The sequence below is a fragment of the Flavobacterium sp. W22_SRS_FP1 genome, assembly GCF_052113685.1.
Classification (GTDB): Bacteria; Bacteroidota; Bacteroidia; order Flavobacteriales; family Flavobacteriaceae; genus Flavobacterium.
In genome coordinates this window covers 26990-53590 of record NZ_JBGQOE010000018.1, presented here as the reverse complement: position 1 = coordinate 53590, position 26601 = coordinate 26990, and the positions used below count along the sequence as shown (strand labels likewise).

Below are 26601 nucleotides of genomic sequence, written 5' to 3'. Positions count from 1 at the left end.
TTTATAAAATGAATTATATACTTTTTGATGGCCCTGCTCGTAATGCCTTATTGCCTTTTACGTTCACGCGTCCTGTTGCAGACATTCTTATTGGAATTATGTCGATTCGCCAAAAGTGGGAGATGCATTTGGGTTCTACCACTACCACTTTGACCGAGGAATATTTGTCTGATAAATTTCCAATGGTAGAAATGGAAGATAATGTCATGATTAACGCTTCTTTTTTGCCCAATGCAATTTTGGTCGAAATGATTGAAAACCTAGAGCCAAACCAAGTTATATTTAAAGGAGAGGAAGTAGTTGCTTTTTATACTCAGGAAGACCAAGAAGAAGTCGATTTTGATTCTTATGAAATTATAGAGTATAACGAAGACTGCCTGACCGTACAGAATACTTGGGACATTTTCTCAAAGAATGATGCTGCTATTCGTGAAGATTTTGAGTTTTTAACCGAAGGCAGAAAATCGCAATCAATACCAAAGAGTGTTAATGTAATTGCGCCAGAAAATATATTTATCGAAGAAGGAGCTAAGTTAGAGTTCGTAACGCTGAATGCGGCTACCGGTCCTATATATATAGGAAAACATACAGAGATCATGGAAGGTTCTGTAATACGTGGCCCATTTGCCTTGTGTGAGGGTGCTGTGGTTAAGTTGGCGGCCAAGATATATGGGGCGACAACTGTTGGTCCACATTCCAGAATTGGGGGGGAGGTAAATAATTCGGTTATTTCGGCATATTCTAATAAAGGCCATGACGGCTTTTTAGGAAATTCGGTTTTGGGTGAATGGTGCAATATTGGCGCCGACAGTAACAATTCGAATCTAAAAAATAATTACGAAGAAGTCAGGTTATGGAGTTATGAAACCGAAGGCTTTGCTAGAACGGGACTTCAGTTTTGCGGCTTGATGATGGGGGACCACAGTAAATGTGGAATCAATACTATGTTTAATACCGGAACTGTTATTGGTGTATGTGCTAATATATTTGGTAGCGGATTTCCCCGTAATTTTGTGCCTAGTTTTTCTTGGGGAGGTGCTTCAGGATTTTCCACTTACATCACTAAAAAAGCTTTCGAAACTGCCAGACTGGTCATGAGCCGCAGGAATGTAGATTTTGATGAAAAAGAAGAGGCCATTTTGGAACATGTCTTCGAAGAATCAAAAAAGTGGAGAAAAGAGTAGTCTTTTTGACAATCAATTAATAAGTAATAAAAAATGCTTTACTGCCCTATTTGAAAGAATAGGGCATTTTTTATACTTAAAAGTGATGCGGTTGATAGGCTGATTTACAGATAGTGAATTAAATTTAACATAATTTTTCCTTTTTTGTAAAAACAGAAAAAATAGTTTAATTACTGATAAATAGAATGTTAACTTATTGTTTTGGTTTTATGTCTCTCTTGGCTAGTTTTTTTTGGCTTAATGTTATAGTTTTATAAAAATTAATTCAAAAAATTTAAAGATTCGTTTTTTGGAGTTTATTAATGTAAAAAAATTATATGGAAGAGATTATTGGGGTATTGAATGATATTGTTTGGAGTGACGCATTAATCGTTTTGTGTTTAGGTAGCGGACTTTATTTTTCGTACCGTACCCGTTTTTTGCAAGTGCGCCACATCAAAGAAATGTTTCGTTTGCTGTTTGATGGGAAAAGTTCTGAATCAGGAGTTTCTTCTTTTCAAGCCTTGTCTATGTCCCTAGCGGGAAGAGTAGGTACGGGAAATATCGCAGGTGTTGCTACAGCTATCGCTTTTGGTGGGCCTGGAGCTATGTTTTGGATGTGGACGGTTGCTTTTTTAGGTGCAAGTACCGCCTTTGTAGAAGCGACTTTGGCACAAATTTATAAAGAGAAGCATTTGGGGCAGTTTCGCGGAGGCCCAGCATTTTATATAGAACGGGGATTAGGAGTAAAATGGTTTGCAGTTTTGTTCGCCATAGTTTCTATAATCTCAGCAGGTCTTTTATTGCCTGGAGTGCAAGCAAATTCTGTTGCTGACGGAATAGAGAATGCTTTTAATATTGATACTTGGATGTCTGGAGTTGCTGTTGCAGTAATATTTGGGGCCATTGTATTTGGCGGTGTAAAAAGGATAGCTAAGTTCACTGAATTCGTAGTACCGATAATGGCTATCGCTTATATTTTGATTGTATTAGTGATTATAGCTGTAGATATTGATCAACTGCCAGGAGTTATTTCTTTAGTGTTTAGAAGCGCTTTTAATATGGAAGCCGGTTTTGGCGCTGTTTTTGGTCTAGCTGTTCAATGGGGTGTAAAACGAGGGATTTATTCTAATGAAGCAGGACAAGGAACGGCCCCTCATATTGCTGCAGCAGCAAATGTTTCACATCCTGCCAAACAAGGTTTAGTTCAGTCATTCTCAGTTTATATTGATACTTTATTGGTTTGTTCTGCTACTGGGTTTATGTTGTTAATAACAGGAAAATATAATGTTCAGAACCCAGGTTTTGGAACTGAAGGTGCATCTAGATTTTTGTATGAAGGAGCCAAAAATGTTACCGTAGGGCCAGGGTATACCCAAAGTGCCATGGATAGTGTTTTACCAGGTTTCGGATCATACTTTGTCGCTATTGCTTTGTTTTTCTTTGCTTTTACTACAATCTTGGCGTATTATTATATTGCCGAAACAAATATTTCTTATTTGACTAGGAATGTAAAATCACCAATTTATACTCACTTGTTGAAAGTGGTGATGATGTTGGTTATCATGTATGGTTCCATCAATCAGGCTAAGTTAGCTTGGAACATAGGTGATTTAGGGGTAGGAATTATGGCGTGGTTTAATATTATAGCAATTATTCTATTACAAAAACCAGCTTTGGCCGCATTAAGAGATTATGAGAAACAGCGAAAAGAAGGCAAAGATCCGACGTTTCATCCCGAAGATATTGGGGTTTCAAATGCGCAAATATGGAATACCATAAATAAAAAAGATAAGGAATAAGTTCCAAGAAAATATTTTTTTAAGAAGCTTCCGAAAACAGGATTATTATCGTCTGGTTTCGGAAGCTTTTATTTTATCCAAGGGCTTAATTAATCTATCCTTTGCATTTAAAAAAAGAACCGTATTACAACAATGTAAATCATAAGGAAGCATAAAAGCTATTGTAATATGGGTAAAGTTGCAGGCCTATATTCTAATTATACTTGAGACATTTTTAAGGGCCTAGTGAAGCTGTATTTCAAAGACTGTTTATTTTATTTTTAAAAATGAAGTGGAGATTTTAATTTCTTTGATTCTTTTATCTTCAGGGTTTTTACGGTCTAGAAATATTTCTTTTTCAGGCACGCTTGATAGAGTACTTAGCTTTTTTGATAAGCTCGCTAATGACAATTGTCTCTTTTTAACTATTAACATATAGTTTTCTGAATTATTTTTGTTTTCAAATAAATGATTTAGCTCAACTAGCGGAACGAACTGTATTTCATTTTCTATGAGGTACAGCAAGACGCGGAGCTCTAGTTCATCAAGGCTATCTATCAATCTATTTTTATAGTAACACTTTCCCATTTCTTTGTTAAAGACGATCCCATTAAAACGTAGTTGACCATTTTTGTTGTGTTTCTTAATGTAGAATGCGATAATAAATAGTATTAATAAAATCCCGATACCAATTCCTACAGATGCCCCGTTGATTTCTTTATAGAAAGGAAGTACAAACTCAGCTTGTTGCAATGGTTTGCCTAAAAAAGCGGTCAGATTAGCTTGAAACAACTTGTATCTGTGATTAGAATTAGAAATTTCATTTATGCATACCAATTCATTTTTCTTCGGGTCATAATATGCTTGCGTAGGGATAATGAGGTTTTTACCGATAAATTTTCGTACGGTATTTTGCTCAATATCAATTTCTAAAATATAACTATATTTATTCTGGGCCATCAAATACAGTTTACCATTAGCAGGAAAAGAGGTAAACTTTGTTTCGCTTAGAATACTAGAATCAAATTGGCCCATTTTATGCCATGTCATTGTGGGAAGATGTAATCTCCAAATGGTATTGTCGCACTTTTTATAATTTGGGAAATCATCAGGATCAGCTTCGTCTCCCGCAAAAACATATAGATTACTATTTACTTGATAACTGTAGAAACGGGCTCTAGGTTCTGGGGAATGGTCACCAAAAGTTTCTATTTGAGTCCAGTCTTTGTTTTTAGCATCGTATTTTGTTAGAATATTCTTGTAGGTAAAAAGGCCGTAGCCACCAAATAAATAAAGTTCGTTTTCATAAACAAATTTGGCAGACTGAAATTGATTTTGGAACAAAGGGGATGAATTACATGCTACGATGGAATCATTCCTAAATTCCACAACAGGACCTGAGCCATCATGCACTAAAAAAGTGCTTCCTTGCATCGAATAAGGTATGTATCTCGATAATTTTCCAGGATAGCGTGTGTGCTTGTATTCGCCCTTTGTCAGCGGAGATCCCATATATATTAGGGAGTCTTGTAAAATCAGGACTGATTTTCCCGTGTTAGCGTCTTGAAATAAAAGAGAATTTCCATCAAACTCAAGGTCCTGTGCTTGACAATAATTTGATACTATAAACAGGAAAGTAAAGTGTAGAAATCGCCGCATAAATAATTTTGAAAACAAATTGTGCTATCTAATTTTGTATTAGATGTGATACTAATAGGTCTTTAAGATACTGTATTAATGAATTACTTCTAACTTTATTTTAGATTAATTCGAAAGGAATATTTAATTATTTGTCTGACTCCATTTTAAAGTTAAATATCTCTTTTTTAATTTCTTGTACCATGTCAATATATTCTTTTTTTGATTCCTTGGAAAAGGGTATCGCAATTGGAGTTCTTCCTTTTAAAAATATTTTTATTTCATAACTTTTTTCATAATTGTGTCTTATTAATATTTAGTTTTCTAGTTTAATCATGTTTACTACTCATCAAAAACGAACTATAGATGCGTCATCTTTTTTTATATGTATTGATGTAGAATTAATAGTGAAACAGCGTTTCCGTTATATCCAGCAATTATCAAATCTATTTTTTCGGATAGTCATAAAAATTTATAAATTAGTTACATTTCAGCTTCTGTATTGTTGCCAAAATTTTCTTCAATCTGTTCTTTGTAATCTTTTACACTTTTACCCATTCCTATAGGAATTTCTAAATCTAAAGGGTTGTAAAAAATAAATTTTGTGTTTTCATAAATTGGGTAATGATAGATGTTTTCTTCTATCGTGTACCCCCTGTATTGCTCTTTTGACATCGTAATATTTTCTATTTATTTGTTAGTGAATAAAAAGCCGATAATATAATAACAGGAAAACAATAGTAGCCGAAGTTTTTTTCGTGGTAGTCTAACATCGTGTAGCAATTCCGATAGGCTGCATGGTGTATTTGATTCTATTTTTATTTCGATAAAATTCAATAAAATTTATCTGGCTGCTCAAAAAAATATGCGAAACCATAGTTTCGGGTGTTTTATAAAGTGTAAAATATTGATTATGTGAATTTTATAATAATTTAAAAAATTAGATTTTCTTATTGTAGTTCGTTAGTTTATAGCCGCTTGACTACTGTCTTAAGGTAAAACAATATAGGTTTTATACTGCTGTAGTCAATGTGAAGATTTTTTATAAAAAAGTAGGTTCAGTTTTTTAGAGTTTTAATTCTTAATTCTGCGTCAGTCTCCGCAATAGGTGCTATTTTGAGGATGTGTTTTTTTTGTGCCTTTTCGTGTATCCTAAATCATTGTTTTTAAAACTGCCTAAGTGCTTAATTAATTTATATTTGCATTTTTTTAAACAACTTGGTTTTCAAATAGGCGAATGACCGAAACCACAAAACAATACTACAATGATTACAGTTAACGATGTTTCAGTACAATTTGGTGGCACAACGCTTTTTAGTGATGTTTCCTTTGCTATCAATGAGAATGATAAAATTGCCATGATGGGTAAAAATGGAGCGGGAAAATCAACGCTTTTGAAGATAATAGCGGGACAAAGCAAACCTTCGACAGGAAATGTTTCTGCACCCAAAGATGCAGTAGTAGCTTATTTGCCACAGCATTTATTGACCACTGACGGAGCAACTGTTGTTGAAGAAGCCTCTAAAGCATTTGGGGAAATTTTTAGTATGAAATCGGAGATTGATGAAATCAATGAACAGCTTACGATTCGCACTGATTATGAAAGTGATGGATATATGAAATTGATAGAAAGGGTTTCTGACTTGAGCGAGAAATTTTATGCCATTGAAGAAGTGAATTATGAAGCCGAAATCGAAAAGATATTAATAGGTTTAGGTTTTGCACGTGAGGATTTTACGCGTCAAACATCTGAGTTTTCTGGTGGTTGGAGAATGCGAATTGAATTAGCAAAAATTCTTTTGCGAAAACCAGATTTAATTTTACTCGATGAGCCTACCAATCACATGGATATTGAAAGTATCCAATGGCTGGAAGACTTCTTAATCAATTCAGCAAAGGCAGTTGTGGTAATTTCCCATGATAGAGCTTTTGTTGATAATATTACAAATCGTACCATAGAAGTAACAATGGGCCGAATTTATGACTATAAAGCTAAATATTCTCATTATTTAGAACTGAGAAAAGACCGTCGCATGCACCAGCAAAAAGCATATGACGAGCAGCAAAAAATGATTGCAGACAATAGAGTTTTTATTGATCGTTTTAAAGGAACATTCTCTAAAACAGATGCCGTTCAATCTCGAGTTAAGATGTTAGATAAACTAGTAATAGTTGAAGTGGATGAAGTAGACACCTCAGCTTTAAAATTGAAATTTCCTGCTGCAATTCGTTCGGGACAATATCCTGTAATTGTTAAGGACCTTTCAAAAGCCTATGGTGATCATGTGGTTTTTAAGGATGCTAATATAGTTATCGAAAGAGGGCAAAAAGTAGCTTTCGTTGGGAAAAATGGGGAAGGTAAATCTACAATGATTAAAGCCATCATGAAACAAATCGAAATCAATGGCGGAAGTTTAGAAATTGGGCATAATGCCCAAATTGGTTATTTTGCTCAAAATCAAGCATCATTGTTAGATGAAAATGCTACAATATTTGAAACTATAGATGATATTGCTGTTGGTGATGTACGGACCAAAATCAAAGACATTTTAGGCGCTTTCATGTTTCACGGAGATGATGTGACTAAAAAGGTAAAAGTACTTTCAGGCGGAGAGAAAACACGTCTGGCAATGATTAAATTGTTGTTGGAGCCAGTTAACTTATTGATTCTGGATGAGCCTTCAAATCATCTAGACATGAAAACTAAGGATATTATCAAAGATGCTTTGCGTGATTTTGATGGCACTTTAATATTGGTTTCCCATGATAGGGATTTCTTAGACGGATTAGCAACTAAGGTTTTTGAATTTGGAAACAAGCGTGTAGTAGAGCATTTTGAAGATATTACAGGCTTCTTGGCAAACAAGAAAATGGAGAGTATGAGAGAGATTGAGAAATAGCAAGTTATAGTGTTTCAACTTTAATTGGAAGGAATTGATAAAAGAATAAAAAAGGCATATGCACTGAGCATATGTCTTTTTTGTTATTTTGCGGATTTTTTAAAAATTTAAGGTTTTGAAATATGTTTTTGTAAGTGTTTAGCGGTCTTTTCTAGGACTATTTATAACTGATATAAAATAGCTAAAGTGTTGTATGTAAATAAATTAAGTAGTTTAATTTCGTATCTTGTATTAAGATTTAAGTACAACAATTTAAATTATAAACCATGAAAAAGATAGTTATAAGCTTTTTGCTGCTAATGATAGGCTTATGGAGTTCTCCTGTATTTTCCCAAGTTGAGAACGAAGTTGTAGCTTTAGGTTTGCCAGGAGACAACCTCAATCTTTATGCTGTTTTGGATATTTTTCAAAATTCAAAGACAATAGAGGAATTTGAAAGACAACTGAACTTGCGAGATTCTAATGTAAATAATCTGGATTTGAATAATGACAATGCCGTAGATTATATTTCTGTGATTTCATATAATCAGGGACGTTTTCATTCTATCGTGCTTAGGGTTTCTGTTAATAGCAATCAATTTCAAGATGTTGCGGTTATAGAAGTAAGTAAGAATAGTGGTGGAAATGTTATTGTCCAGGTTATTGGAGACGAAGCTTTGTATGGAAAAGATTATGTTGTGGAGCCCTCTATACGTGAAGTTTCTGAAACCCCGAACCCAGCTTACCGCGGTAACCGCACAATTATCGTAAATAATAATGTCTACGGGAATGGGATCGTTTACGTATCAGACTGGCCTATTATCGGACTTTTGTTCTCCCCGTCATTTTCAATTTATGTTTCTCCATGGCATTGGGGGTATTATCCTGTGTATTGGAATCCGTGGAGACCAATTTTATATTATAATTATTGGACTTATCATAATCACTATTATACAAGTAATCGCTATCGCAGGACTTCTTACATACGATTCCCTTCGCACCACTCTTATTATTTAAATAGAAGGATTTCCTCAGCAGTTGTGATTAGAAATCGAAGAGACGGCACGTATAGAAGCACATACGGAGGTAGAGATTTTAGACGTCCCACCGTACCGCCTAGAGTTTCAAGAAGAGAAATAAGAAGGGAAAATAGTGAAACGAGAATGCAACAACAAGTACAGCCGTCAAGAAACCAAGATCGACAGCCTGCCAGACAACGAGTTCAGCCATCAACAAGAAATCAAGAGAGACAACGGGTACAACCGTCAACAAGTAGGCAAGAGAATCCATCGCCGAGACAACGACCGCAGTCTTCAAAAACACAGACGGCTCCACCACCGGCGCGGCAAACGAATCGTCAAATAAGGCAGTCCGCAAGACAGTCAACTAGGGAAACGAGGCAGTCTAATCGTTCTAATTAAAAAGAATGTCTTTTAGAAAAAATCGGGCTTGAGAAGATCAAACTATGCACTGTGTAAAGGGTGAATGCTTAGAGGTCAAAAAAAAATTACATCGTGGAGGCAGCTTTTTTTATATTCGAATTCCAGGAGGAAGTAATTCTTTATAAACTGGGTTTTTTTTAAAAAAGAGTACAATTTTTGGCAGTATCGGAACTACCTTTAATTTTCCTTCAATAGCAATTGACATAATTTCAGATAATAGGCAAGAAATAAATTCTTCATCGTCAAATTGATCGGGAGTATTAATTCTGGTTAAAAATATTTTTTTTTCCTGAAAAGAATATTCAACCGAAACTAATCCCTCTTCTACAGTAGTTTCAAACTGTCTTGCGAAAGTGTTGTCTGTGATTTCCATGTTGATAGATTATTCCACACAGGATATTTAAAATAGCTTTAATCTTGGTGGTAGTTATATGTAATTTTTATTATTGCGATCCATGTTATTTAGAACAATATTAACTAGTCTTATAAAATCTCTTTCTTTTCAATCTATGATCATCATTTTCCAATTTAGCGTCGATAAGAAATAGAGGACCACCGTTCCTTGAGTCAGTATTTTTGTTGATTGTAGTTGTCTTACTTTCCAAGGTTTCTAAAAAAAATCTTTTTAAACGAACCCTTAGTGCATTGTAATTGCTGTTTTCTGTCGACGAAACGACTTAGCAAATGTACGAATTTGATTTTCAATAGCAAATGAACTTTGGTACTGTCTCGATGTAACATCTAATTTATTAGTAAAGATCAGTCGATTGGTATGAAAACGAGCTGCTAATTTAGCGTTAAATATTCTTGCTAAGTCCTATAAATAAATCAAATCGGATGCGGTTCCGAGGTTGATATAGTTTCTAATAGAAAAAATAAAAGATCCTGTAAGACAGTCAAAAGTGGTTTTACTTCTACCTTGTGTCCTGTAGATAGTAATAATCATAATTTATTGGTAATATAAATTAGTAAACGAAGTTAGTGTCAATAAAAAAATTAATTTTATACGAAATTCAGTATACTAGGCAGGAAGCTGTTGTTAAATAGTTATAATAATTATGAGTAAAATAGCAGTTTATTTTATGCCGGGATTAGCAGCCAGTGCTACAATATTTGAGAGAATTGCATTGCCCGAAGATATTTTTGAAATTCATCTCCTGGAATGGGAAATTCCCTTGGCAAATGAATCGTTGGCTGATTATGCTCAGCGCATCGCGAAAAAGATCAGACACGAAAGCCCTGTTTTGATAGGAGTTTCGTTTGGCGGTATACTGGTGCAGGAAATGGCAAAGTACATTGATGCCAGAAAAGTAATTATCATTTCAAGCGTAAAAAGCAATTTGGAATTCCCCAGAAGACTGAAGATTGCCAAAGTGACTAAGGCATACAAGCTGATTCCGATGAGCTTAATTTTAAATTTGGAAAATTTGGCCAAATTTTCTTTCGGGGAAAAAATAAATCACCGATTGAAATTGTACGAAAAGTTTTTATCAGTTCGAGATATTGGCTATTTGCAATGGGCAGTAGAAAAAGTGGTTCTTTGGGATAGAGCTATTGCTGATGAAAGCGTTATTCACATTCATGGCGACATGGATGATGTTTTTCCGATGAGGTCTGTCAATGGTTGCATTGTTGTAAAAGGAGGTACCCACATTATGATTTTGAATAAGTACAAGTGGCTAAACGCCAACTTGCCTACTATTATATTGGACTCCAAAGAAACTGTGGACTAATTAGTGAGGATTATTATTAGTTAAAAATAATGAAAAAATATAAAAAACAATTTTAATTCTTGTGCTAGAACAAATTGTAAAAAACCCTGAAAATTTTCTGTTTTGGTTGAGGAACGATTAGTTAGACAATAGTTTACTAATTAAAAAAATTGACGAGGACAGTTCTTTTTCTCATTAGGCTGATGCCGTAAAAGCACAAGGAATTAACTATAAGATCTTAAAAATTCAGAACCCGTGTCTTAAAATGAAAAGTTGAATAACAACTGCAGTAAAAAATATTCAATAGAGATTTCTTTGAGCAGGTATTAATTTAAAAAGTATGAAAATGTCTATTCAAACAATAATTTTATTGATGTCTATAGGGCTAATTGCAGGAGTTCTGAGCGGATTAATAGGAATAGGAGGGGGAATAATAATGGTTCCACTTTTGTTGCTTATGGGATTTACGCAGCAGCAAGCTCAGGGAACAAGTTTAGCGGCTTTGTTACCTCCCGTTACTCTGTTGGCTGTAATCAATTATCATAAAGCAGGATTTGTCGATTGGCGTTATGCTATCATAATTTCTTTAGTTTTCATTGTTGGTGGCTTTTTTGGAAGTAAAATAGCTATTCATGTGGACCAGAAAACCTTAAAGAATATTTTTGCTGGCATTCTTGTAGTTATAGCCGGCTATTTGTTTCTGGAGAAATAGTTTTTGATCAAAAAAAATCCGCAATAGCGGATTTTTTTTTTTGGACTATGAAATTATATTTTTTTCATCTGACCTTTCATCATGGTGATCTGTTCTTTTAACATGCCTTGTTTGTCTAGTCTTTTTGCTTCATTCAATAAGGTTGTCGCTTCCAACTTTCTTCTTCTTGACATGGCTACTCCAGCAAGGTTCAATTTGGCAACAGCCAGATCCATATCCATGGATAAGCCTAATTCGATCGCTTTCTTGAAATATTTTTCAGCTTGATTGATGTTGGTTTGCGAAAGCATTATTCCGTGTAAGTAATTGAAGTATCCCTGTTGTTTTCTTACTAGCGCGGACTCTGGGTTTTTAATCCATGTCAACCATTTTTTTGCACCTTCAAAATCTTGTTTTCTTAGCTTTAAGAAAGCAAGTAGGATAAATTCGTTTTTAAAGTATAGGAAAATAGGAATGGAGGTTAATAATAAAAGGAAGATCCCATTACCAATATTGTTTTCCGTAAATTGCCAAATGCCAGTAAGTACTAAAAGTCCGGCGATAATAAGTTTGATATTCTTGTGGAACATAATGTGTGTGTATTTAAGATTGCAAAGATAGTAAAAGGAATTAAAAATATTTTTATAAAACTGCTTGCCAGAAAAAAAACTCTTTGTATATTTGCACTCGGTTTTAGAATAACAGTATTCAAAACAGAAAGACAATTAAATAAGATTTTAAAGATAAGAACCAATGAGCAAAAGAACGTTTCAACCATCGAAAAGGAAAAGAAGAAATAAGCACGGATTCATGGACAGAATGGAGACTCCGAATGGAAGAAAAGTTCTTGCTAGAAGAAGAGCTAAAGGAAGACATAAATTGACTGTTTCTTGCGAACCAAGACACAAAAAATAATGTTTGTATAAACATAAATAAGGCGTTACTTTTTTTAGTATCGCCTTTTTTTATATCTAATCGTTAAAAAAATAATTAATCATTAAAGCCAAAGGTTTAAAGTTCAGTAACTTTGGCCTTCTTGAAAGCAACTACACAACACAATAACTACTATAAAATGCCAAAAGATACCTCCATTAAATCAGTACTAATAATAGGCTCAGGTCCTATTGTTATTGGTCAAGCATGTGAATTTGATTATGCCGGATCACAATCTGCACGTTCCATTCGTGAAGAAGGAATTGAAGTTATTTTGATAAATTCAAATCCTGCTACAATAATGACCGACCCTTCAATGGCTGATCATATTTATTTGAAACCATTGACAACTAAATCGATAATTGAAATCCTAAAAGCACATCCTCAAATTGACGCGGTCCTGCCAACTATGGGTGGACAAACGGCTTTGAACTTGTGTCTAGAGGCTGATGAAAAAGGGATTTGGCAAGATTTTGGGGTAAAAATGATTGGTGTAGATGTTAATGCCATTAATATTACTGAAGACAGAGAGCAGTTCAAGCAATTGCTTAAGAAAATCGGAGTGCCCTCTGCGCCTGCAGAAATATGTACTTCTTACCTAAGAGGTAAAGAAATTGCACAGGAATTTGGTTTCCCGCTAGTAATCCGTCCTTCATTTACCTTAGGTGGAACTGGAGCTGCTATTGTATATAAAAAAGAAGATTTTGATACACTTTTAACCAGAGGTTTAGAAGCGTCGCCTATTCATGAAGTTTTGATTGATAAAGCTTTAATGGGTTGGAAAGAATACGAGTTGGAACTTTTGAGAGATAAAAATGATAATGTTGTTATTATTTGTTCTATCGAAAACATGGACCCAATGGGCATTCATACTGGGGATTCCATTACGGTGGCGCCCGCAATGACCTTGTCGGATACGACTTTCCAAAAAATGCGTGATATGGCGATTTTGATGATGCGTAGCATCGGAAATTTTGCTGGAGGTTGTAATGTACAGTTTGCGGTTTCGCCGGATGAAAAAGAAGATATCGTAGCGATTGAAATCAATCCTCGTGTGTCTCGTTCTTCTGCACTAGCATCTAAAGCAACGGGGTATCCAATCGCTAAGATCGCTACAAAATTGGCTTTAGGATATAACTTGGATGAATTGCAAAACCAAATTACCAAATCAACTTCTGCCTTATTCGAACCAACTTTGGATTATGTGATTGTGAAAATCCCGCGTTGGAACTTTGATAAATTTGAAGGGGCTGATAGAACGTTAGGTCTTCAAATGAAATCAGTAGGTGAGGTGATGGGAATTGGACGTTCGTTCCAAGAAGCCCTTCATAAAGCTACGCAGTCATTAGAAATAAAAAGAAATGGTCTGGGTGCTGATGGAAAAGGATATACAAACTACGAACAAATTATAGAGAAACTGACTTTTGCGAGTTGGGATCGTGTTTTTGTGATTTATGATGCGATTGCAATGGGAATTCCATTAAGCCGCATCCATGAAATTACTAAAATTGATATGTGGTTCTTGAAGCAGTATGAAGAACTTTATACTTTAGAGAAAGAAATATCCACTTATAAAGTAGATACTTTACCAAGAGAACTGTTGCTTGAAGCGAAACAAAAAGGATTTGCTGACAGACAAATTGCACACATGGTGGGTTGTTTAGAAAGTCAAGTGCATACTTTGCGTGTGGATATGAATATCAACCGGGTATTTAAATTAGTGGATACTTGTGCGGCGGAGTTCAAAGCTAAGACACCTTATTACTACTCTACTTTTGAAGCTGAAATTGAAAAAGCTGACGGAACTCGTTACGTAGATAACGAAAGTATTGTTACTGATAAAAAGAAAATAATTGTTCTTGGGTCAGGCCCAAATAGAATTGGTCAAGGTATCGAATTTGATTACTCCTGTGTTCACGGGGTGCTTGCCGCAAAAGAATGTGGTTATGAAACAATCATGATCAACTGTAATCCTGAAACGGTTTCTACTGATTTTGATACAGCTGATAAATTATACTTCGAACCTGTTTTTTGGGAGCATATCTACGATATTATCAAACATGAAAAACCAGAAGGTGTTATTGTACAATTAGGTGGTCAAACCGCTTTGAAATTAGCTGAAAAATTATCTAAATACGGTATAAAAATTATTGGAACTAGCTTTGACGCATTGGATTTAGCCGAAGACAGAGGGCGTTTCTCTGAGTTACTAACCGACTTAAAAATTCCTTTCCCACAGTTTGGAATTGCCGAAACTGCCGATGAAGCTTCTGCTTTGGCTGACACTTTAGACTTTCCTTTATTGATTCGTCCTTCCTATGTGTTGGGTGGTCAGGGAATGAAAATCGTAATCAACAAGCAAGAACTCGAAGAGCATGTTGTGAATCTATTAAAAACGATTCCTGGAAATAAATTACTTTTAGACCACTATCTTGATGGTGCGATAGAAGCAGAAGCTGATGCCATTTGCGACGGTGAAAATGTGTATATCATAGGGATTATGGAACACATCGAGCCTTGTGGAGTGCACTCTGGAGATAGTAATGCACTCTTGCCTCCTTTTAATTTAGGGGAACTAGTAATGCAGCAAATAAAAGATCACACTAAGAAAATCGCACTGGGTTTAAGAACTGTAGGTTTAATCAACGTTCAATTTGCTATTAAAGATGAGATTGTGTACATCATCGAAGCGAACCCTAGAGCTTCTAGAACAGTTCCTTTTATTGCGAAAGCGTACGGAGAACCTTATGTAAACTACGCTACGAAAGTAATGTTAGGTCACAATAAAGTAACTGACTTTAAATTCAATCCGCAATTAAAGGGATATGCTATTAAACAACCGGTTTTCTCTTTCAGTAAGTTCCACAATGTAAATAAAGCATTAGGACCAGAAATGAAATCAACAGGAGAAAGTATCTTGTTTATTGATGACTTGAAAGACGACCAATTCTATGAATTGTACTCTAGAAGAAAAATGTATTTGAGTAAGTAAAACTTGAATTTTATATTGAAAAAGCCCCGTTTGGGGCTTTTTTTGTTATGTTGTATTCAATAAAGAAACTAATTTTCATCTTCGCTACATCCTATCGGTGAGCCTGGTGGTGGTATTTTATGTAAAGTTGGCTTTGCTTTTTCTGGTGATTTCATTCTTTCTAAGGTGAGTAATAAATGTCCTTTGTAAGCAGTGTCCTTCGTCTTTTTTAATTGAGCGTTTGAATATTTTTGTAAATCATCTATTGCTTTAAGTAATTCAGATTTAGTAGCAAAAGAAGCGTCATCATTAACAGAAGCTGAGAGTAAATAAGTGAGCAGAAGCTGTTCGTTTTGCTGTTGGATCAGTTTTTGGAATCCTTCCAAACGCGGCGCTTTCCATGTTTTAGAGCTAAGTACATTGATCATATTATCAATCCCTAATCCATTATTTTTTGCTTGGAATTCTACTAATCTATTTAAACGATTAATATTAAATAAAAAGGACAATGGGATATCGGCTGCTGCTTCCGCTGCTGCTAGTGGATCGAATAAAAGTCCAGTTCTACGATTAAATAATTCCCTATTATAATCATAACCTGCAGGACGAGGAGGAATTAATTTTAAGATGTTTTCCGATATTTCCAATACTTTTGGATTTATACAATCTGTGATTGCAAGTAGTGCATTTAGTTCTTCTTCTTTAGTAACTGCGCGAGTTATCATTTGTCCATCTCCCTTGATGGCATAAGAATAATACAAGCCCCCTACTATTTTTGATACAGCTTCAATTTGGTAGCGATGAAGTAAATAAATGGGAACTAATACATCTTCTAACATTGCCATTGGTGCGCCTTTCCGGATATTTTTTTCTCCAAATTGTGATAATGCTTTTTCGCGAACTTTCATTGTATTTTTCAGTTCGGTTACAGGGTCTTTCCCGTTATCCCACAGATGTGCATTTGGATGCATACTGCCAGGATCACGTGCATCTCTATCTGAGATAAAAGTGAGCCCGTTTTTTGAGGCATCAGTAAGTAACTTATCAAGAGCGTTTGCTTCATCTGTTTCCTTTGGGAATTGTTGGTAGCCATACTGGATACTTATTTTGTCCCAATCACCAATTTCGTTAGTATATGCATTGCTAAGGTCAATTTCATTATTACTGTTTAAAGTAATCATCGGTGATGGATAGTCCATTACACTGGCTCGATCCTGTGAGCTTGCGATATAATTATGCATTATTCCGATTGTATGTCCCACTTCATGCGCTGCTAATTGCTTCAATCGTTGTAAAGCCATTTCTAGCATTTTATTATCACTAGTTAAGTCCCCATTTTCAAAAGGGGCAAGTAGTCCTTGTGCAATTAGATAATCTTGGCGAACCCTTAAGGAACCTAGACTTACATTGCCTTTTAAGATTTCACCGGTTCGGGGATCAACAACAGCATAGCCAAAACTCCAGCCCCTAGTAGCGCGATGTACCCAGTTTATCATATTGAAACGAAGATCCATGGGATCTGCATCTTCAGGTAAAATTTTGACCTGAAAAGCATTAATAAAACCCGCCGATTCAAAAGCCTGATTCCACCAACTTGCACCTTCCAATAAAGCACTTCGTATTGGTTCGGGTGTACCATTATCTAAATAATAAATGAGGGGTTTTATTGCTTCACTTTTTGCAGCAGATGGGTATTTCTTTTGTAATCGATGGCGAATAATGTATTTTTTTTCAATAGGTTCAGTAACGGGTGTACTATAATCAAAATAAGAATTGGTAATGTATGGAGAGCGAGCATCATATAATCTTGTCTTAAAATTATTGTCGGGCAATTGGACAAAAGAATGGTGCATTCGCAATGTAATTGCTTCGGGTACTGGTGTAACAGCAGTTACATAATTACCTGGCGTGCCATCTTTATTTACAAAAGTAACAGTTGTTTCGAATTCGGTATTTAGAGGGAAGTTTTTGGTGCGTTCAAGGTACATTGCGCTTCGTGTTGCATCAATCCCATAACTGCCTTGCTTAGTCTTTTGTAAAACATTGGAAACTTGCAAAGCATCCCGCAATAAAAAGTCAGTGGCATCAACTAAAACACTTCCATTACTTTCTGCTGCAACAGTAAATCCCCAAATAGTTGATTGGGCAAAGGATTGTTCAACGGCTCTTTTTTCCGCAGCATCACCAGCGACTGCACGAAAGGAATAATTAGGTTCGATCATTAGAACCTTGTTCCCCACTCGATTAAATTTCACAATGTACGTTGTACCCATTATCCCTCTGTCCAAACTGACGTCATTTGATCCCAAGCCAGCAGACAATGAAGTTTGATAAAGAATTTCTTCATTAAGTTTGTCTATTTGTAACCAAATTTTCCCAGTGCTTTCTTCCCAGAAAAAATTTAAAAAACCAATATTGGCTTTCATGCTTTTTGTCTTTTCCGGAATTGAATTTACGTTTTGTGCCTTTCCAAAAAATGGCAATAGGAGGAGGATTAAAATGAAACGTTGCATGAAAATTTTCATAAGAGTTAAGTTTTGATTTTGTAGTAATTCAAATTTGTTAAAGTTTCTTTTTGTTTTGAGACTCATTAAGTAATTTCTTTAAAACTGTTCAAGTTAGCCATTAAAAAAAGTCTAAATCGTGGGGCTTATCAATATCAAAATTATTACTTCTTAAGTTTTTCTTTAAAGAAATCGATAGTGCGGTTCCAAGATAAAGTTGCGGCTGCCTCATCGTATCTGGGAGTTGTATTGTTGTGAAAACCATGATTTACTGCGGGATAGAAAAAAGCGACATGTTCCACTTCGTTCTTTTTGAGTAAGTCTTCAAAAGCGGGCCAACCTTCATTTACTCGAGTGTCTAAACCGGCATAGTGTGCCATTATGGGCGTTTTTATTTGTTCGGCTTCCTCAGTAGTAGGTTGTCCGCCGTAATAGGGAACTGCTGCGCATAAATCAGGGATTCTGACCGTCATCATATTTGCAATCCAACCGCCAAAACAAAATCCCACTACACCAATGTGTCCATTACAATCTTTGTGTGATTTCAAGTATTCATAGGCTGCAATATAATCTTCGAGCATTTCTTCACGGCTGCGTTTTCTTTGTAATTCTCTTCCTGCATCATCATTTCCGGGATAACCGCCCAGCGGTGATAAAGCATCGGGTGCCAAAGTGATGAATCCTTCTACGGCGCCTCTTCGACCCACATCTTCAATATAGGGATTCAATCCACGGTTCTCATGTACCACGATTATTCCAGGTAGTTTCTTTTTGGTTCCCGTGGGTAGCGATAGAAGCCCTTTAATTTGTCCACCGCCTTTAGGGGAATCGTATGTAATATATTCTGATTTTAGCCTTGGATCCCCGGGTTTTATTAAAATGGAGTCCAGGTAATTAGGAGTCATAAAGCTAAGAAGTGATGGAAGCGTGAGTGTTCCTACTGCAAACAGCGATAACTTCTCGATGAATTGCCTTCTTTCAATTTTATTATGCGCGTAGTCATCATATAAGTCAAATACTTCCTGACTGATATCTTCTTTGGTTAGTTTTTTCATATTGGTTATTTCTGATTATATAATGTCTATCAAATATAAGTCTTTAGCCTTAAAAATTTATTCTCATATGGGAATGTTTAATTCCGACTTCCACAAAAGGGGCATCGTATATTTCGAATCCTAAGTTTAAATAAAAGGGCACGGCATTCTCTCTAGAGTGACAAACAACCTTTTCAATCCCTTTGGACTTACAGAAAGACAATAATTCATTGACCAGTAATGTACCTATTCCTATTCCCTGCTGTTTGGTCTCGACCGCCATTTGCATTAATTGAGTATTTGTTTGTTCCGGGTTCAATGGAACCAAAACCACACAGCCAATTACAATATCGTTTTCAAGGGCTACAAAGTGCCAAGATTTTTCATCGTGCATTTCCCAAGCATGATCTGGAATGCCTATAGGGTGCAATAAAATTTTGTTGCGCAATTCCCTTTCCATTTCGTAGAGGGGACTCTTTGTGTCAATTAATTGTATCGAGATCATTAGTTTTTTTTATTTCTTCTTAATAATTTTTTTGAAAAGTGAAACGATAGCCAAGGCTACTGTACCGCCAATTAGGCCTACTATAAATTCTTTTAGTACATCACCTAAGCTTATGCCGTTGAGAAAATGATGCAATGGTTCGATATTATGAACAAATATTCCACCAGCTACTAATAATAAAGCTATTGTCCCAACAAAGGCTAAAACTTTAATGACCTTTGGTAAAGCCTGAATTAATACTCCTCCTATAAATTTCGTTGTAGTATTGTTTCTTTTTCTTAGTGCCAATCCTAGATCGTCCATTCTTACAATAATAGCTACGATTCCGTAGACGCCTATAGTTGCTATAAAAGCAATAAATGTTACTACAATAACTTGGTTTAAAATGGGTTTGCCTAAAACGGTACCTAATGCTATTATCACGATTTCTACAGATAATATAAAGTCAGTTACAACAGCTGATTTTATTTTTTCTTTTTCAAGTAGTAAGACTTCCGCTTCTGTCAGAGGTTTTGTATCTATTCTCTTTTCTGAGTGATGATGTGGGACTAAGTATTCGTGTATCTTTTCAGCACCTTCATAGGCAAGATAAATAGCGCCAACCACAAGTATAAATGTGATAACCAAAGGTGCAATGGCACTTAATAGAAATGCTAATGGCAGAATCATTAATTTATTTAACAAGGAGCCTTTCGTAATTGCCCATAAAACTGGGATTTCTCTTGAAGAAACAAATCCAGAAGCTTTCTCAGCATTAACAGCTAAGTCATCACCTAAGATTCCGGCTGTTTTTTTTGTGGCAACTTTACTCATAACAGCAACGTCATCCATAAGTGCTGCAATATCATCTAATAGGGCAAAAAATCCTGAGGCCATGTATTTATTTCTTTTTTTGTTTGTAATTCTTTTTTCGAATGCTATCTAAGTAAGCCGAGTTTCTTTAATAAAAAACACAAATGTCTGACAGTTCTTTTCTTTTTATATCTGGAACCCAACATTGATCGGCAGGATAACCCACAGGAATCAATAAAAACGGTTTTTCATTTTCGGGACGACTTAAGATTTTGCTTATGAAGTTCATTGGGCTAGGAGTATGGGTCAATGCTACTAATCCCGCATTGTGAATCGCTGCCAGTAAAATTCCTGTCGCCAAGCCTACGCTTTCCTGAACGTAGTAATTGTTTTTCTTTTTTCCTTCGGCACTAAATTCATATATGCATCTAAAGACGATTATCAAATATGGAGCAGTTTCTAAAAAGGGTTTTTGCCAGTCTGTCCCCAATGGTTTCAAATCTTCTAGCCAATCATTCGACATGCGGGAATTGTAACTTTCCAGTTCCTCTTCTTCGGCAGCGATGCGTATTTGTTTTTTGACCTCTGGGTTTGAAACCACACAAAAAGTCCAGGGTTGTTTGTGAGCGCCAGAAGGAGCTGTGGATGCCGTTTTTATCAAGTTCTCGATTACTTCGCGCGGAATCGCTATATCAGAAAATTCTCGAACAGAGCGGCGGTTGTCCATAAAATCATAAAAGAATTTGGAACGTTGTAGTAGATCCTCATCAGTCAATATAGGTTTGCTATAAGCGATATATGGATAGTCTTCGATGTATTTTTTGTTTGGCATTTCGAATCAATTTTAGTACTATTCGTAAAACCAAATGTAATTAAAATTTTTCTTGTTAATGCTAACTTTTGTGCGACCGAATATAAGATTGCAGAAGAAGTGTTATTAGTGACTTTACATTAGGGTAATTGAGTCTTCCTGAAATTGAAATTGTATTTTAGGAATAAGTGCTTTTGCGCGTATAGTAGACAAAAAATGAGATAAGCAAAAAAAATCCTTTGAGCATGATTTTTTGATTTAGATATAATAAGTATTTTTTTTTAGTTTCCATTCGCGAAAGTTTTTTATATTATCTATGATTAGTGGGACGCGATAGTTTAGAATCACGACGAGATGTTTTCAGCGGCCAAATGTCTTTTGTACCAATTAGTAGCTAAATCAGCAACTTCCATCAACTTTCCGGGCTCCTCAAAAAGATGGCTTGCTCCGGGAACAATTTTCATCTCTTTCACTGAGCGCAATTCGTCAAAGGCCATTTTGTTCATTTCTATTACGGGAACGTCCATCCCGCCGACAATTAATAAAGTGGGTGAGGTTACCTGATGCAAGGCGCTTAATGCCAAGTCGGGTCTGCCACCGCGCGATACCACAGCTTTTATTGTGTCTCTGAAATAGGCCGCCGCCCGAAGTGCCGATGCCGCTCCAGTGCTCGCTCCGAAGTATCCAATAGGCAAACCTTTCACTTCATCATAACTCATAAGCCATTCGGTAGTTTCTATCAATCGACTAACTAATAAATCAATGTTGAATCTGTTTTCGAAAATTTGGTCCTCTTTCTCTGTAAGGAGATCGAATAATAGGGTGCCAATGTTTTGCTTTTGAATTAATTCGGCAACCATTCTGTTTCTAGTGCTGAATCTGCTGCTACCGCTTCCATGGGAAAAAACAACAATGCCGGTTGCGTTTTCTGGAATTACTAGATCTCCTTTCAAAGTGACGGAAGTTAACGGGATTTCTATTTCTAATTTCTTCATCTTGGAAGGGCTTAAATAATTATGTTTTATTCAATTGGGTCGGTGACGCTCAGCATCTCCATTACTTCATCATCTTGCACCTGATAAAAATGCTCGTAAAAGCCACCCACCCCCCTAAAACTTTTGGAGGCAATCAGATAGATAAATTCATCGGTATTTCGCTCGAATTTCTTCAGGCTGTCATAGGGTAAAACAGGAACTGCAACAATAATTTTAGCAGGATTTTTTTTTCGCAATATCGCGATGCTTAAAAGTAGTGTGTTTCCAGTTGCTATTCCATCATCTACAATGATGACATTCTTGCCTTCAATAGCAATGGGTTTGCTGTTGCCTCTATATAGCTTGTATTTTTCCTGTAGCAATTCTCTTAGCCTAATGGTTTCCTTTTCTATGTATTCTTTTGGCACATCGGGGTGTTCGTCAACTATATTAAATTCTAAGGATACTGCACCAATAGCAAACTCTTTATTAGAAGGATGACCTATTTTTTTAGAGAGGACAATATCTAAGGGAAGATGCAGTCTTTTTGCAATTTCATGACCAATAGGCACGCCCCCTCTGGGTATGGCAAGAATAACAGTATTACTGTCTTGATATTTCTTTAATTTCTCAGAAAGCAGATAACCGGCTTCCATTCTATCCTTTAAGATTTCGTTATACATGACTCTAAGTTTGTTTAATAATAAACCAAATATTACCACAAATATACTGATTAACAATTACTTACAAAATAAATGTCTGGAAAAAGTTAGAGTCTTTTATACAATATATGTTTTATACAAAGCAGAAGTTATTCTTACAAAGTATGATTTTGCTGTTCCAATATTTTTTTAACATCCGCAGTTACAATATAAGTCGCCACGATAACTAGATTGTAGCAAGAGGGGGAAAAGGCAAGGAGGGCTAGAATCTTATTTTTTAGAAAAATTATGTAAGGAAGTTTCATGTTAAATTGAAAAAGAACCGGAAAAAAACATTTGTTGCTGACATTTTATAATAAATAATTGGTTCTAAAGATAGTAGGAACGACCAATTTTGAAGGAGCGATCGTTTGAATCACCTGACATAAAAAAAGCTGTTCTATCCCTTTTAAACTAAAAAATAATATTAGAAAGGGCGTTCCTGAAGGAATAATTGTTTCGATCGTTTGTGATTTTTATGTAATTTTACTTTTCTTCTAATAATCAATAAATGGCATTGTTAAGAAAAATAAATCAAAAGGCAAAAGCAGACGAAAATACCGGTTTCGGCACAAATGCTAATAGTTATGGCGGGCGTTTCATCAATAAAAACGGTACAGCCAACATCGAAAAACGGGAGATGCATGTGTTGCATCGCATCAGCTGCTATCATACAATGATAGATATGCCAATCTTGTGATTCATGTTAATTATTTTATGTTTTTATGTGGGAATCAATTTTGTATTTGCCAGTATTTATTATGGAATAGGAATAGAGCATCTTGATGGAATTGCAAGTTCCGACAGTGAATGGAGCAAATTTGGACAGGCCTATTTTTTTAGTACCCAAACCTTTACCACTGTTGGGTATGGGCACATCAGCCCTACCGGCTTTTTAACTAGTTCACTCTTGTCCGCTGAGGCTTTGATAGGGTTGTTGAGTTTTGCAATCGCAACGGGTTTGTTCTTCGGAAGGTTCAGCAGACCTACCGCATTTTTGAAATTTTCACATAATGCGGTCGTTGGGCCTTATGGCGATATCAGCGGTCTAATGATCCGATAGACCCCATTCACAAACACTAATTTTACAGATGCCGAGGCTAAAATTACTCTTGGTATGAGCGTTGAGGAAAACGGTAAATTGGTAAATAAATTTTATACCTTAGAATTAGAATTAGAGAAAATTAATGCTCTTTCACTAAGTTGGACTTTGGTACACCCCATTACAGAAGACAGCCCACTATTTCAATTCACCAAAGATGATTTTGCCAATAACAATGGAGAAATTATCGTTTTTGTAAAAACCTTTGATGACATGTTCAGTAATAGCGTTGCTATTCGTGCTTCTTATACTTTTGATGAGGTTATTTATGGCGCTAAATTTGAGCCGATGCACACAAGAAGTTTTGACAATTCCAAAACTATTTTAAATTTGGATAAATTGAATCCATATGACGAGGTCTCCTTATAAGAGTTTGATATTTTTGTTCTTTTTTGTTGTAGCGTAAAATACACGAAATGAGTTGTTTATTTAAAATATTGAATTGTTTTAACATCCTAAGTCTCTTTAATTTTGTTTTAATTAAGGATAACAACAATCACCTTCAATTATTTCAACTTTATACGTTAATTTAATTTACATTTGTTTAATAAATTATTACAAAATATGAACAATGTAAAAAATGTGTTTAGCATAAAAGATCTTGAAAATCTTTCAGGCATAAAAGCACATACAATACGAATATGGGAGAAGAGATACAATGTACTGCAGCCCATGCGTACAGATACCAATATTAGATTGTATGATTTAGCTAGCTTGCAAAAACTTTTAAACATCACATTATTACATGAATATGGATATAAGATTTCTAAAATAGCATCCTATTCTGAAGATAAAATACCTTTACTTGTTAGAGAAATAATATCCTCAAAAAACGCCAAAAGTCACGCTATTAGTGCTTTTAAAATGGCAATGATGAATTATGATGAGGAATTGTTTCTCAGTACTTACAATTGGTTAATTGCTGAAAAGTCTTTTAAGGAGATCTTCTATCAGGTCTTTATTCCTCTGCTAGAAGAGTTGGGTTTGTTATGGCAAACAGATACGATTACGCCGGCGCACGAGCATTTCATGAGTTGCTTAATTAAGCAGAAGTTATTGACAAATACGGAAAAACTCCAGATGTTAAAGCGTACAAAGTTTGATACGGTGTTTGTTCTTTCGCTTCCCATGAACGAAATACATGAATTAGGCTTAATGTATTTGAATTATGAGATTTTATTACATGGCTACAAGACCATATATCTTGGTGAAAGTATGCCAATTGATAATTTGAAAGATTTAAAAAAACATTTCCCTTCTATAGTATTTGTTTCATATCTTACCGTTCAACCAGAAAAAGACATGGTTAACTATTACGTAGGGCAAATGGCAGAAGAGCTTCTTGATGATAACACTGAATTGTGGTATTTAGGGAGGTTAACCGAGTTTATTGAAAGAGAAGGTCTATCAGATAAAATCTCCGTTTTTGATTCTGTTTCAGAATTAGTGGGAAAACTATAGCTTTTGTTTAAACAATTATTATATTTGCTAGACAAATGAAAAATAAAATTACAATCATAGGTTCAGGGTTTTCAGCATTGTCTGCTTCATGCTATTTAGCAAAAAGTGGTTATGAGGTAAGCGTTTTCGAGAAGAATGGATCGATAGGAGGAAGAGCCCGTCAACTGAAGAAAGAAGGGTTCACATTCGATATGGGGCCCAGCTGGTACTGGATGCCAGATGTTTTTGATCGGTTTTTTGCTGATTTCGGTAAGAAAACATCCGACTATTATGAGCTTATTAAATTATCGCCAGCCTACAGGGTTTATTTTGGTGAGAATGAATTTATTTCTATTGCTGATAATTTGGCAGAAATTGAAGCAACCTTTGAATCGATAGAAAAAGGAAGCGGTAAGGTGCTGAATGAGTTCATAACGGAGGCCAAAAGTAATTATGATATTGCTATTAAAGATTTAGTTTATCGCCCTGGCGTCTCTCCATTAGAGCTTGTAACTTTAGAAACAACCAAAAAAATAGGACAGTTTTTTAGTAATATAAGTCGTGACGTTCGAAAAAAGTTTAAAAACGAAAAGCTAATCCAGATTTTGGAATTTCCTGTATTGTTTCTAGGAGCAAAACCTTCAGATACTCCTTCGTTTTATAGTTTTATGAATTATGCTGATTTTGGTTTAGGCACTTGGCATCCCAAAACGGGGATGTTTGATGTAGTTCATGCAATGGAAAGTCTAGCGAGAGAATTGGGTGTCGTTTTTCATACGAATTCAAATATTGAGAAGATAATTGTTGAAAATAATACAGCAAAGGCTATTGTCGTTAATGGAGAAACCATATTCTCTGATATAATTTTAAGTGGGGCTGATTATCATCATACAGAAACTTTATTAGATGTGAAACACCGAGTATATTCTGAAGAATACTGGGACAGCCGCGTATTTGCTCCTTCATCATTATTGTTTTACGTAGGTTTTGACAAAAAAATAGAAAATATCTCGCATCATGCTTTGTTTTTTGATGTTGATTTTTATCAGCACGCTAAAGATATTTATGATGTTCCGCAATGGCCTAAGGAGCCTTTGTTTTACGCTAATTTTCCTTCTTTAACTGATAAAACGGCAGCTCCAGAAGGTATGGAGTCTGGATTTTTTCTTATTCCGTTAGCTCCTGGAATAAATGATACTGAGGAGTTGCGGGAAGAGTATTTCAATAAAATAATTGATCGATTTGAAAGCTTAACGCAACAAAGCATCAAAAATAATATTATCTTTAAAGAATCGTTTTGTAAAAATGATTTTGTGGAAGAATATAATTCTTACAAAGGAAATGCATATGGAATGGCAAATACTTTAATGCAAACTGCTTTTTTAAGACCTAAATTAAAAAGTAAAAAAGTGGAAAATTTATATTTTACAGGGCAATTAACTGTCCCTGGACCAGGAGTTCCGCCTGCATTAATATCAGGAAAATTAGTGTCAGATTTGATAAAAAAGCAATTTTTAGAACAATAACT

The 26601-nt window shown here is 35.3% G+C and carries 24 protein-coding genes; 13 read left to right on the top strand and 11 right to left on the bottom strand.

Annotated elements, in window-relative coordinates:
• The first annotated feature begins 8 nt into the window (after window positions 1-8).
• Window positions 9-1184 (top strand): GlmU family protein, encoded by a 1176-nt coding sequence (locus ACEN2H_RS11125; protein WP_441732425.1) that lies wholly within the window; start codon window positions 9-11, stop codon window positions 1182-1184.
• Between the two features lie 317 nt (window positions 1185-1501).
• The gene (locus ACEN2H_RS11120; protein WP_441732424.1) at window positions 1502-2965 is read left to right on the top strand and encodes an alanine/glycine:cation symporter family protein; all 1464 of its coding nucleotides are present in this window, start codon (window positions 1502-1504) and stop codon (window positions 2963-2965) included.
• 249 nt (window positions 2966-3214) lie between these two features.
• On the opposite strand, the gene ACEN2H_RS11115 is transcribed toward ACEN2H_RS11120, so the two are convergent.
• Both ACEN2H_RS11115 and ACEN2H_RS11110 read right to left on the bottom strand, forming a co-directional pair.
• Window positions 3215-4603, bottom strand: a complete 1389-nt coding sequence (locus ACEN2H_RS11115; protein WP_441732423.1) for a hypothetical protein — start codon at window positions 4601-4603, stop codon at window positions 3215-3217.
• A 462-nt stretch (window positions 4604-5065) separates the two neighbouring features.
• The gene (locus ACEN2H_RS11110) at window positions 5066-5257 is read right to left on the bottom strand and encodes a hypothetical protein (protein ID WP_441732422.1); all 192 of its coding nucleotides are present in this window, start codon (window positions 5255-5257) and stop codon (window positions 5066-5068) included.
• A gap of 590 nt (window positions 5258-5847) precedes the next feature.
• On the opposite strand from ACEN2H_RS11110, the gene ACEN2H_RS11105 reads away from it, so the two are divergent.
• Together ACEN2H_RS11105 and ACEN2H_RS11100 are read left to right on the top strand one after the other, a co-directional pair.
• The gene (locus tag ACEN2H_RS11105; RefSeq protein WP_441732421.1) at window positions 5848-7482 is read left to right on the top strand and encodes an ABC-F family ATP-binding cassette domain-containing protein; all 1635 of its coding nucleotides are present in this window, start codon (window positions 5848-5850) and stop codon (window positions 7480-7482) included.
• 266 nt (window positions 7483-7748) lie between these two features.
• A complete protein-coding gene (locus tag ACEN2H_RS11100) occupies window positions 7749-8882 on the top strand; it encodes a hypothetical protein (RefSeq protein WP_441732420.1) in 1134 nt (377 codons plus the stop codon).
• Window positions 8883-8991: 109 nt separating this feature from the next.
• Here the strand turns inward: ACEN2H_RS11100 and ACEN2H_RS11095 are convergent, their stop codons facing one another.
• Window positions 8992-9276, bottom strand: a complete 285-nt coding sequence (locus ACEN2H_RS11095; RefSeq protein WP_441732419.1) for a GNAT family N-acetyltransferase — start codon at window positions 9274-9276, stop codon at window positions 8992-8994.
• Window positions 9277-9961: 685 nt separating this feature from the next.
• Between ACEN2H_RS11095 and ACEN2H_RS11090 the strand changes: the two genes are divergently transcribed.
• Both ACEN2H_RS11090 and ACEN2H_RS11085 read left to right on the top strand, forming a co-directional pair.
• A complete protein-coding gene (locus ACEN2H_RS11090; RefSeq protein WP_441732418.1) occupies window positions 9962-10636 on the top strand; it encodes an alpha/beta hydrolase in 675 nt (224 codons plus the stop codon).
• 325 nt (window positions 10637-10961) lie between these two features.
• Entirely contained in the window at window positions 10962-11327 is a 366-nt protein-coding gene (locus ACEN2H_RS11085; protein WP_441732417.1) for a sulfite exporter TauE/SafE family protein, read from the top strand.
• A 53-nt stretch (window positions 11328-11380) separates the two neighbouring features.
• Here the strand turns inward: ACEN2H_RS11085 and ACEN2H_RS11080 are convergent, their stop codons facing one another.
• Entirely contained in the window at window positions 11381-11896 is a 516-nt protein-coding gene (locus ACEN2H_RS11080; RefSeq protein WP_441732416.1) for a DUF2892 domain-containing protein, read from the bottom strand.
• 163 nt (window positions 11897-12059) lie between these two features.
• Here ACEN2H_RS11080 and rpmH point away from each other — a divergent pair, with 163 nt between their 5' ends.
• Window positions 12060-12221 (top strand): 50S ribosomal protein L34, encoded by a 162-nt coding sequence (gene rpmH, locus ACEN2H_RS11075; RefSeq protein WP_074723512.1) that lies wholly within the window; start codon window positions 12060-12062, stop codon window positions 12219-12221.
• Between the two features lie 157 nt (window positions 12222-12378).
• Entirely contained in the window at window positions 12379-15231 is a 2853-nt protein-coding gene (carB, locus tag ACEN2H_RS11070; protein WP_441732415.1) for a carbamoyl-phosphate synthase large subunit, read from the top strand.
• A gap of 68 nt (window positions 15232-15299) precedes the next feature.
• On the opposite strand, the gene ACEN2H_RS11065 is transcribed toward carB, so the two are convergent.
• The 7 genes from ACEN2H_RS11065 to ACEN2H_RS11035 form a co-directional block, all read right to left on the bottom strand.
• On the bottom strand, window positions 15300-17735 hold the full coding sequence (locus tag ACEN2H_RS11065; protein WP_441732414.1) for a zinc-dependent metalloprotease: 2436 nt from the start codon (window positions 17733-17735) through the stop codon (window positions 15300-15302).
• Window positions 17736-17878: 143 nt separating this feature from the next.
• Window positions 17879-18769 (bottom strand): dienelactone hydrolase family protein, encoded by an 891-nt coding sequence (locus tag ACEN2H_RS11060; RefSeq protein ID WP_441732413.1) that lies wholly within the window; start codon window positions 18767-18769, stop codon window positions 17879-17881.
• Between the two features lie 49 nt (window positions 18770-18818).
• Complete coding sequence (locus ACEN2H_RS11055) at window positions 18819-19253, bottom strand: GNAT family N-acetyltransferase (RefSeq protein WP_441732412.1); 435 nt, start codon at window positions 19251-19253, stop codon at window positions 18819-18821.
• A 9-nt stretch (window positions 19254-19262) separates the two neighbouring features.
• Entirely contained in the window at window positions 19263-20129 is an 867-nt protein-coding gene (locus ACEN2H_RS11050; protein ID WP_441732411.1) for a DUF808 domain-containing protein, read from the bottom strand.
• Between the two features lie 64 nt (window positions 20130-20193).
• Window positions 20194-20877 carry a nitroreductase family protein gene (locus ACEN2H_RS11045; protein ID WP_441732410.1) on the bottom strand — a complete coding sequence of 228 codons (684 nt, stop codon included), beginning with the start codon at window positions 20875-20877 and terminating at the stop codon, window positions 20194-20196.
• Window positions 20878-21200: 323 nt separating this feature from the next.
• Complete coding sequence (locus tag ACEN2H_RS11040) at window positions 21201-21851, bottom strand: dienelactone hydrolase family protein (RefSeq protein WP_441732409.1); 651 nt, start codon at window positions 21849-21851, stop codon at window positions 21201-21203.
• Window positions 21852-21877: 26 nt separating this feature from the next.
• Window positions 21878-22513 carry a phosphoribosyltransferase gene (locus ACEN2H_RS11035; protein WP_441732408.1) on the bottom strand — a complete coding sequence of 212 codons (636 nt, stop codon included), beginning with the start codon at window positions 22511-22513 and terminating at the stop codon, window positions 21878-21880.
• A 529-nt stretch (window positions 22514-23042) separates the two neighbouring features.
• Here ACEN2H_RS11035 and ACEN2H_RS11030 point away from each other — a divergent pair.
• The 5 genes from ACEN2H_RS11030 to ACEN2H_RS11010 all read left to right on the top strand — a co-directional run bounded on the left by ACEN2H_RS11030 (window position 23043) and on the right by ACEN2H_RS11010 (window position 26599).
• Window positions 23043-23231, top strand: coding sequence for a hypothetical protein (locus ACEN2H_RS11030; RefSeq protein WP_441732407.1), 189 nt, complete (start codon window positions 23043-23045; stop codon window positions 23229-23231).
• A 3-nt stretch (window positions 23232-23234) separates the two neighbouring features.
• Window positions 23235-23594, top strand: coding sequence for an ion channel (locus ACEN2H_RS11025; protein WP_441732406.1), 360 nt, complete (start codon window positions 23235-23237; stop codon window positions 23592-23594).
• A 54-nt stretch (window positions 23595-23648) separates the two neighbouring features.
• Entirely contained in the window at window positions 23649-24002 is a 354-nt protein-coding gene (locus ACEN2H_RS11020; protein WP_441732405.1) for a hypothetical protein, read from the top strand.
• Between the two features lie 195 nt (window positions 24003-24197).
• A complete protein-coding gene (locus tag ACEN2H_RS11015; RefSeq protein WP_441732404.1) occupies window positions 24198-25094 on the top strand; it encodes a MerR family transcriptional regulator in 897 nt (298 codons plus the stop codon).
• Between the two features lie 35 nt (window positions 25095-25129).
• Window positions 25130-26599 (top strand): phytoene desaturase family protein, encoded by a 1470-nt coding sequence (locus ACEN2H_RS11010; protein ID WP_441732403.1) that lies wholly within the window; start codon window positions 25130-25132, stop codon window positions 26597-26599.
• The last annotated feature ends 2 nt before the right edge of the window (window positions 26600-26601 follow it).

Coding starts and splice junctions, on each gene's coding strand:
- ACEN2H_RS11040 (WP_441732409.1), bottom strand. CDS start 21,851: ATGAAGAAATTAGAAATAGAAATCCCGTTAACTTCCGTCACTTTGAAA.
- ACEN2H_RS11085 (WP_441732417.1), top strand. CDS start 10,962: ATGTCTATTCAAACAATAATTTTATTGATGTCTATAGGGCTAATTGCA.
- ACEN2H_RS11065 (WP_441732414.1), bottom strand. CDS start 17,735: ATGAAAATTTTCATGCAACGTTTCATTTTAATCCTCCTCCTATTGCCA.
- ACEN2H_RS11020 (WP_441732405.1), top strand. CDS start 23,649: ATGAGCGTTGAGGAAAACGGTAAATTGGTAAATAAATTTTATACCTTA.
- ACEN2H_RS11125 (WP_441732425.1), top strand. CDS start 9: ATGAATTATATACTTTTTGATGGCCCTGCTCGTAATGCCTTATTGCCT.
- ACEN2H_RS11050 (WP_441732411.1), bottom strand. CDS start 20,129: ATGGCCTCAGGATTTTTTGCCCTATTAGATGATATTGCAGCACTTATG.
- ACEN2H_RS11100 (WP_441732420.1), top strand. CDS start 7,749: ATGAAAAAGATAGTTATAAGCTTTTTGCTGCTAATGATAGGCTTATGG.
- ACEN2H_RS11030 (WP_441732407.1), top strand. CDS start 23,043: ATGGCATTGTTAAGAAAAATAAATCAAAAGGCAAAAGCAGACGAAAAT.
- ACEN2H_RS11060 (WP_441732413.1), bottom strand. CDS start 18,769: ATGAAAAAACTAACCAAAGAAGATATCAGTCAGGAAGTATTTGACTTA.
- ACEN2H_RS11080 (WP_441732416.1), bottom strand. CDS start 11,896: ATGTTCCACAAGAATATCAAACTTATTATCGCCGGACTTTTAGTACTT.
- ACEN2H_RS11105 (WP_441732421.1), top strand. CDS start 5,848: ATGATTACAGTTAACGATGTTTCAGTACAATTTGGTGGCACAACGCTT.
- ACEN2H_RS11090 (WP_441732418.1), top strand. CDS start 9,962: ATGAGTAAAATAGCAGTTTATTTTATGCCGGGATTAGCAGCCAGTGCT.
- carB (WP_441732415.1), top strand. CDS start 12,379: ATGCCAAAAGATACCTCCATTAAATCAGTACTAATAATAGGCTCAGGT.
- ACEN2H_RS11015 (WP_441732404.1), top strand. CDS start 24,198: ATGAACAATGTAAAAAATGTGTTTAGCATAAAAGATCTTGAAAATCTT.
- ACEN2H_RS11055 (WP_441732412.1), bottom strand. CDS start 19,253: ATGATCTCGATACAATTAATTGACACAAAGAGTCCCCTCTACGAAATG.
- rpmH (WP_074723512.1), top strand. CDS start 12,060: ATGAGCAAAAGAACGTTTCAACCATCGAAAAGGAAAAGAAGAAATAAG.
- ACEN2H_RS11025 (WP_441732406.1), top strand. CDS start 23,235: ATGTTAATTATTTTATGTTTTTATGTGGGAATCAATTTTGTATTTGCC.
- ACEN2H_RS11035 (WP_441732408.1), bottom strand. CDS start 22,513: ATGTATAACGAAATCTTAAAGGATAGAATGGAAGCCGGTTATCTGCTT.
- ACEN2H_RS11110 (WP_441732422.1), bottom strand. CDS start 5,257: ATGTCAAAAGAGCAATACAGGGGGTACACGATAGAAGAAAACATCTAT.
- ACEN2H_RS11115 (WP_441732423.1), bottom strand. CDS start 4,603: ATGCGGCGATTTCTACACTTTACTTTCCTGTTTATAGTATCAAATTAT.
- ACEN2H_RS11010 (WP_441732403.1), top strand. CDS start 25,130: ATGAAAAATAAAATTACAATCATAGGTTCAGGGTTTTCAGCATTGTCT.
- ACEN2H_RS11095 (WP_441732419.1), bottom strand. CDS start 9,276: ATGGAAATCACAGACAACACTTTCGCAAGACAGTTTGAAACTACTGTA.
- ACEN2H_RS11120 (WP_441732424.1), top strand. CDS start 1,502: ATGGAAGAGATTATTGGGGTATTGAATGATATTGTTTGGAGTGACGCA.
- ACEN2H_RS11045 (WP_441732410.1), bottom strand. CDS start 20,877: ATGCCAAACAAAAAATACATCGAAGACTATCCATATATCGCTTATAGC.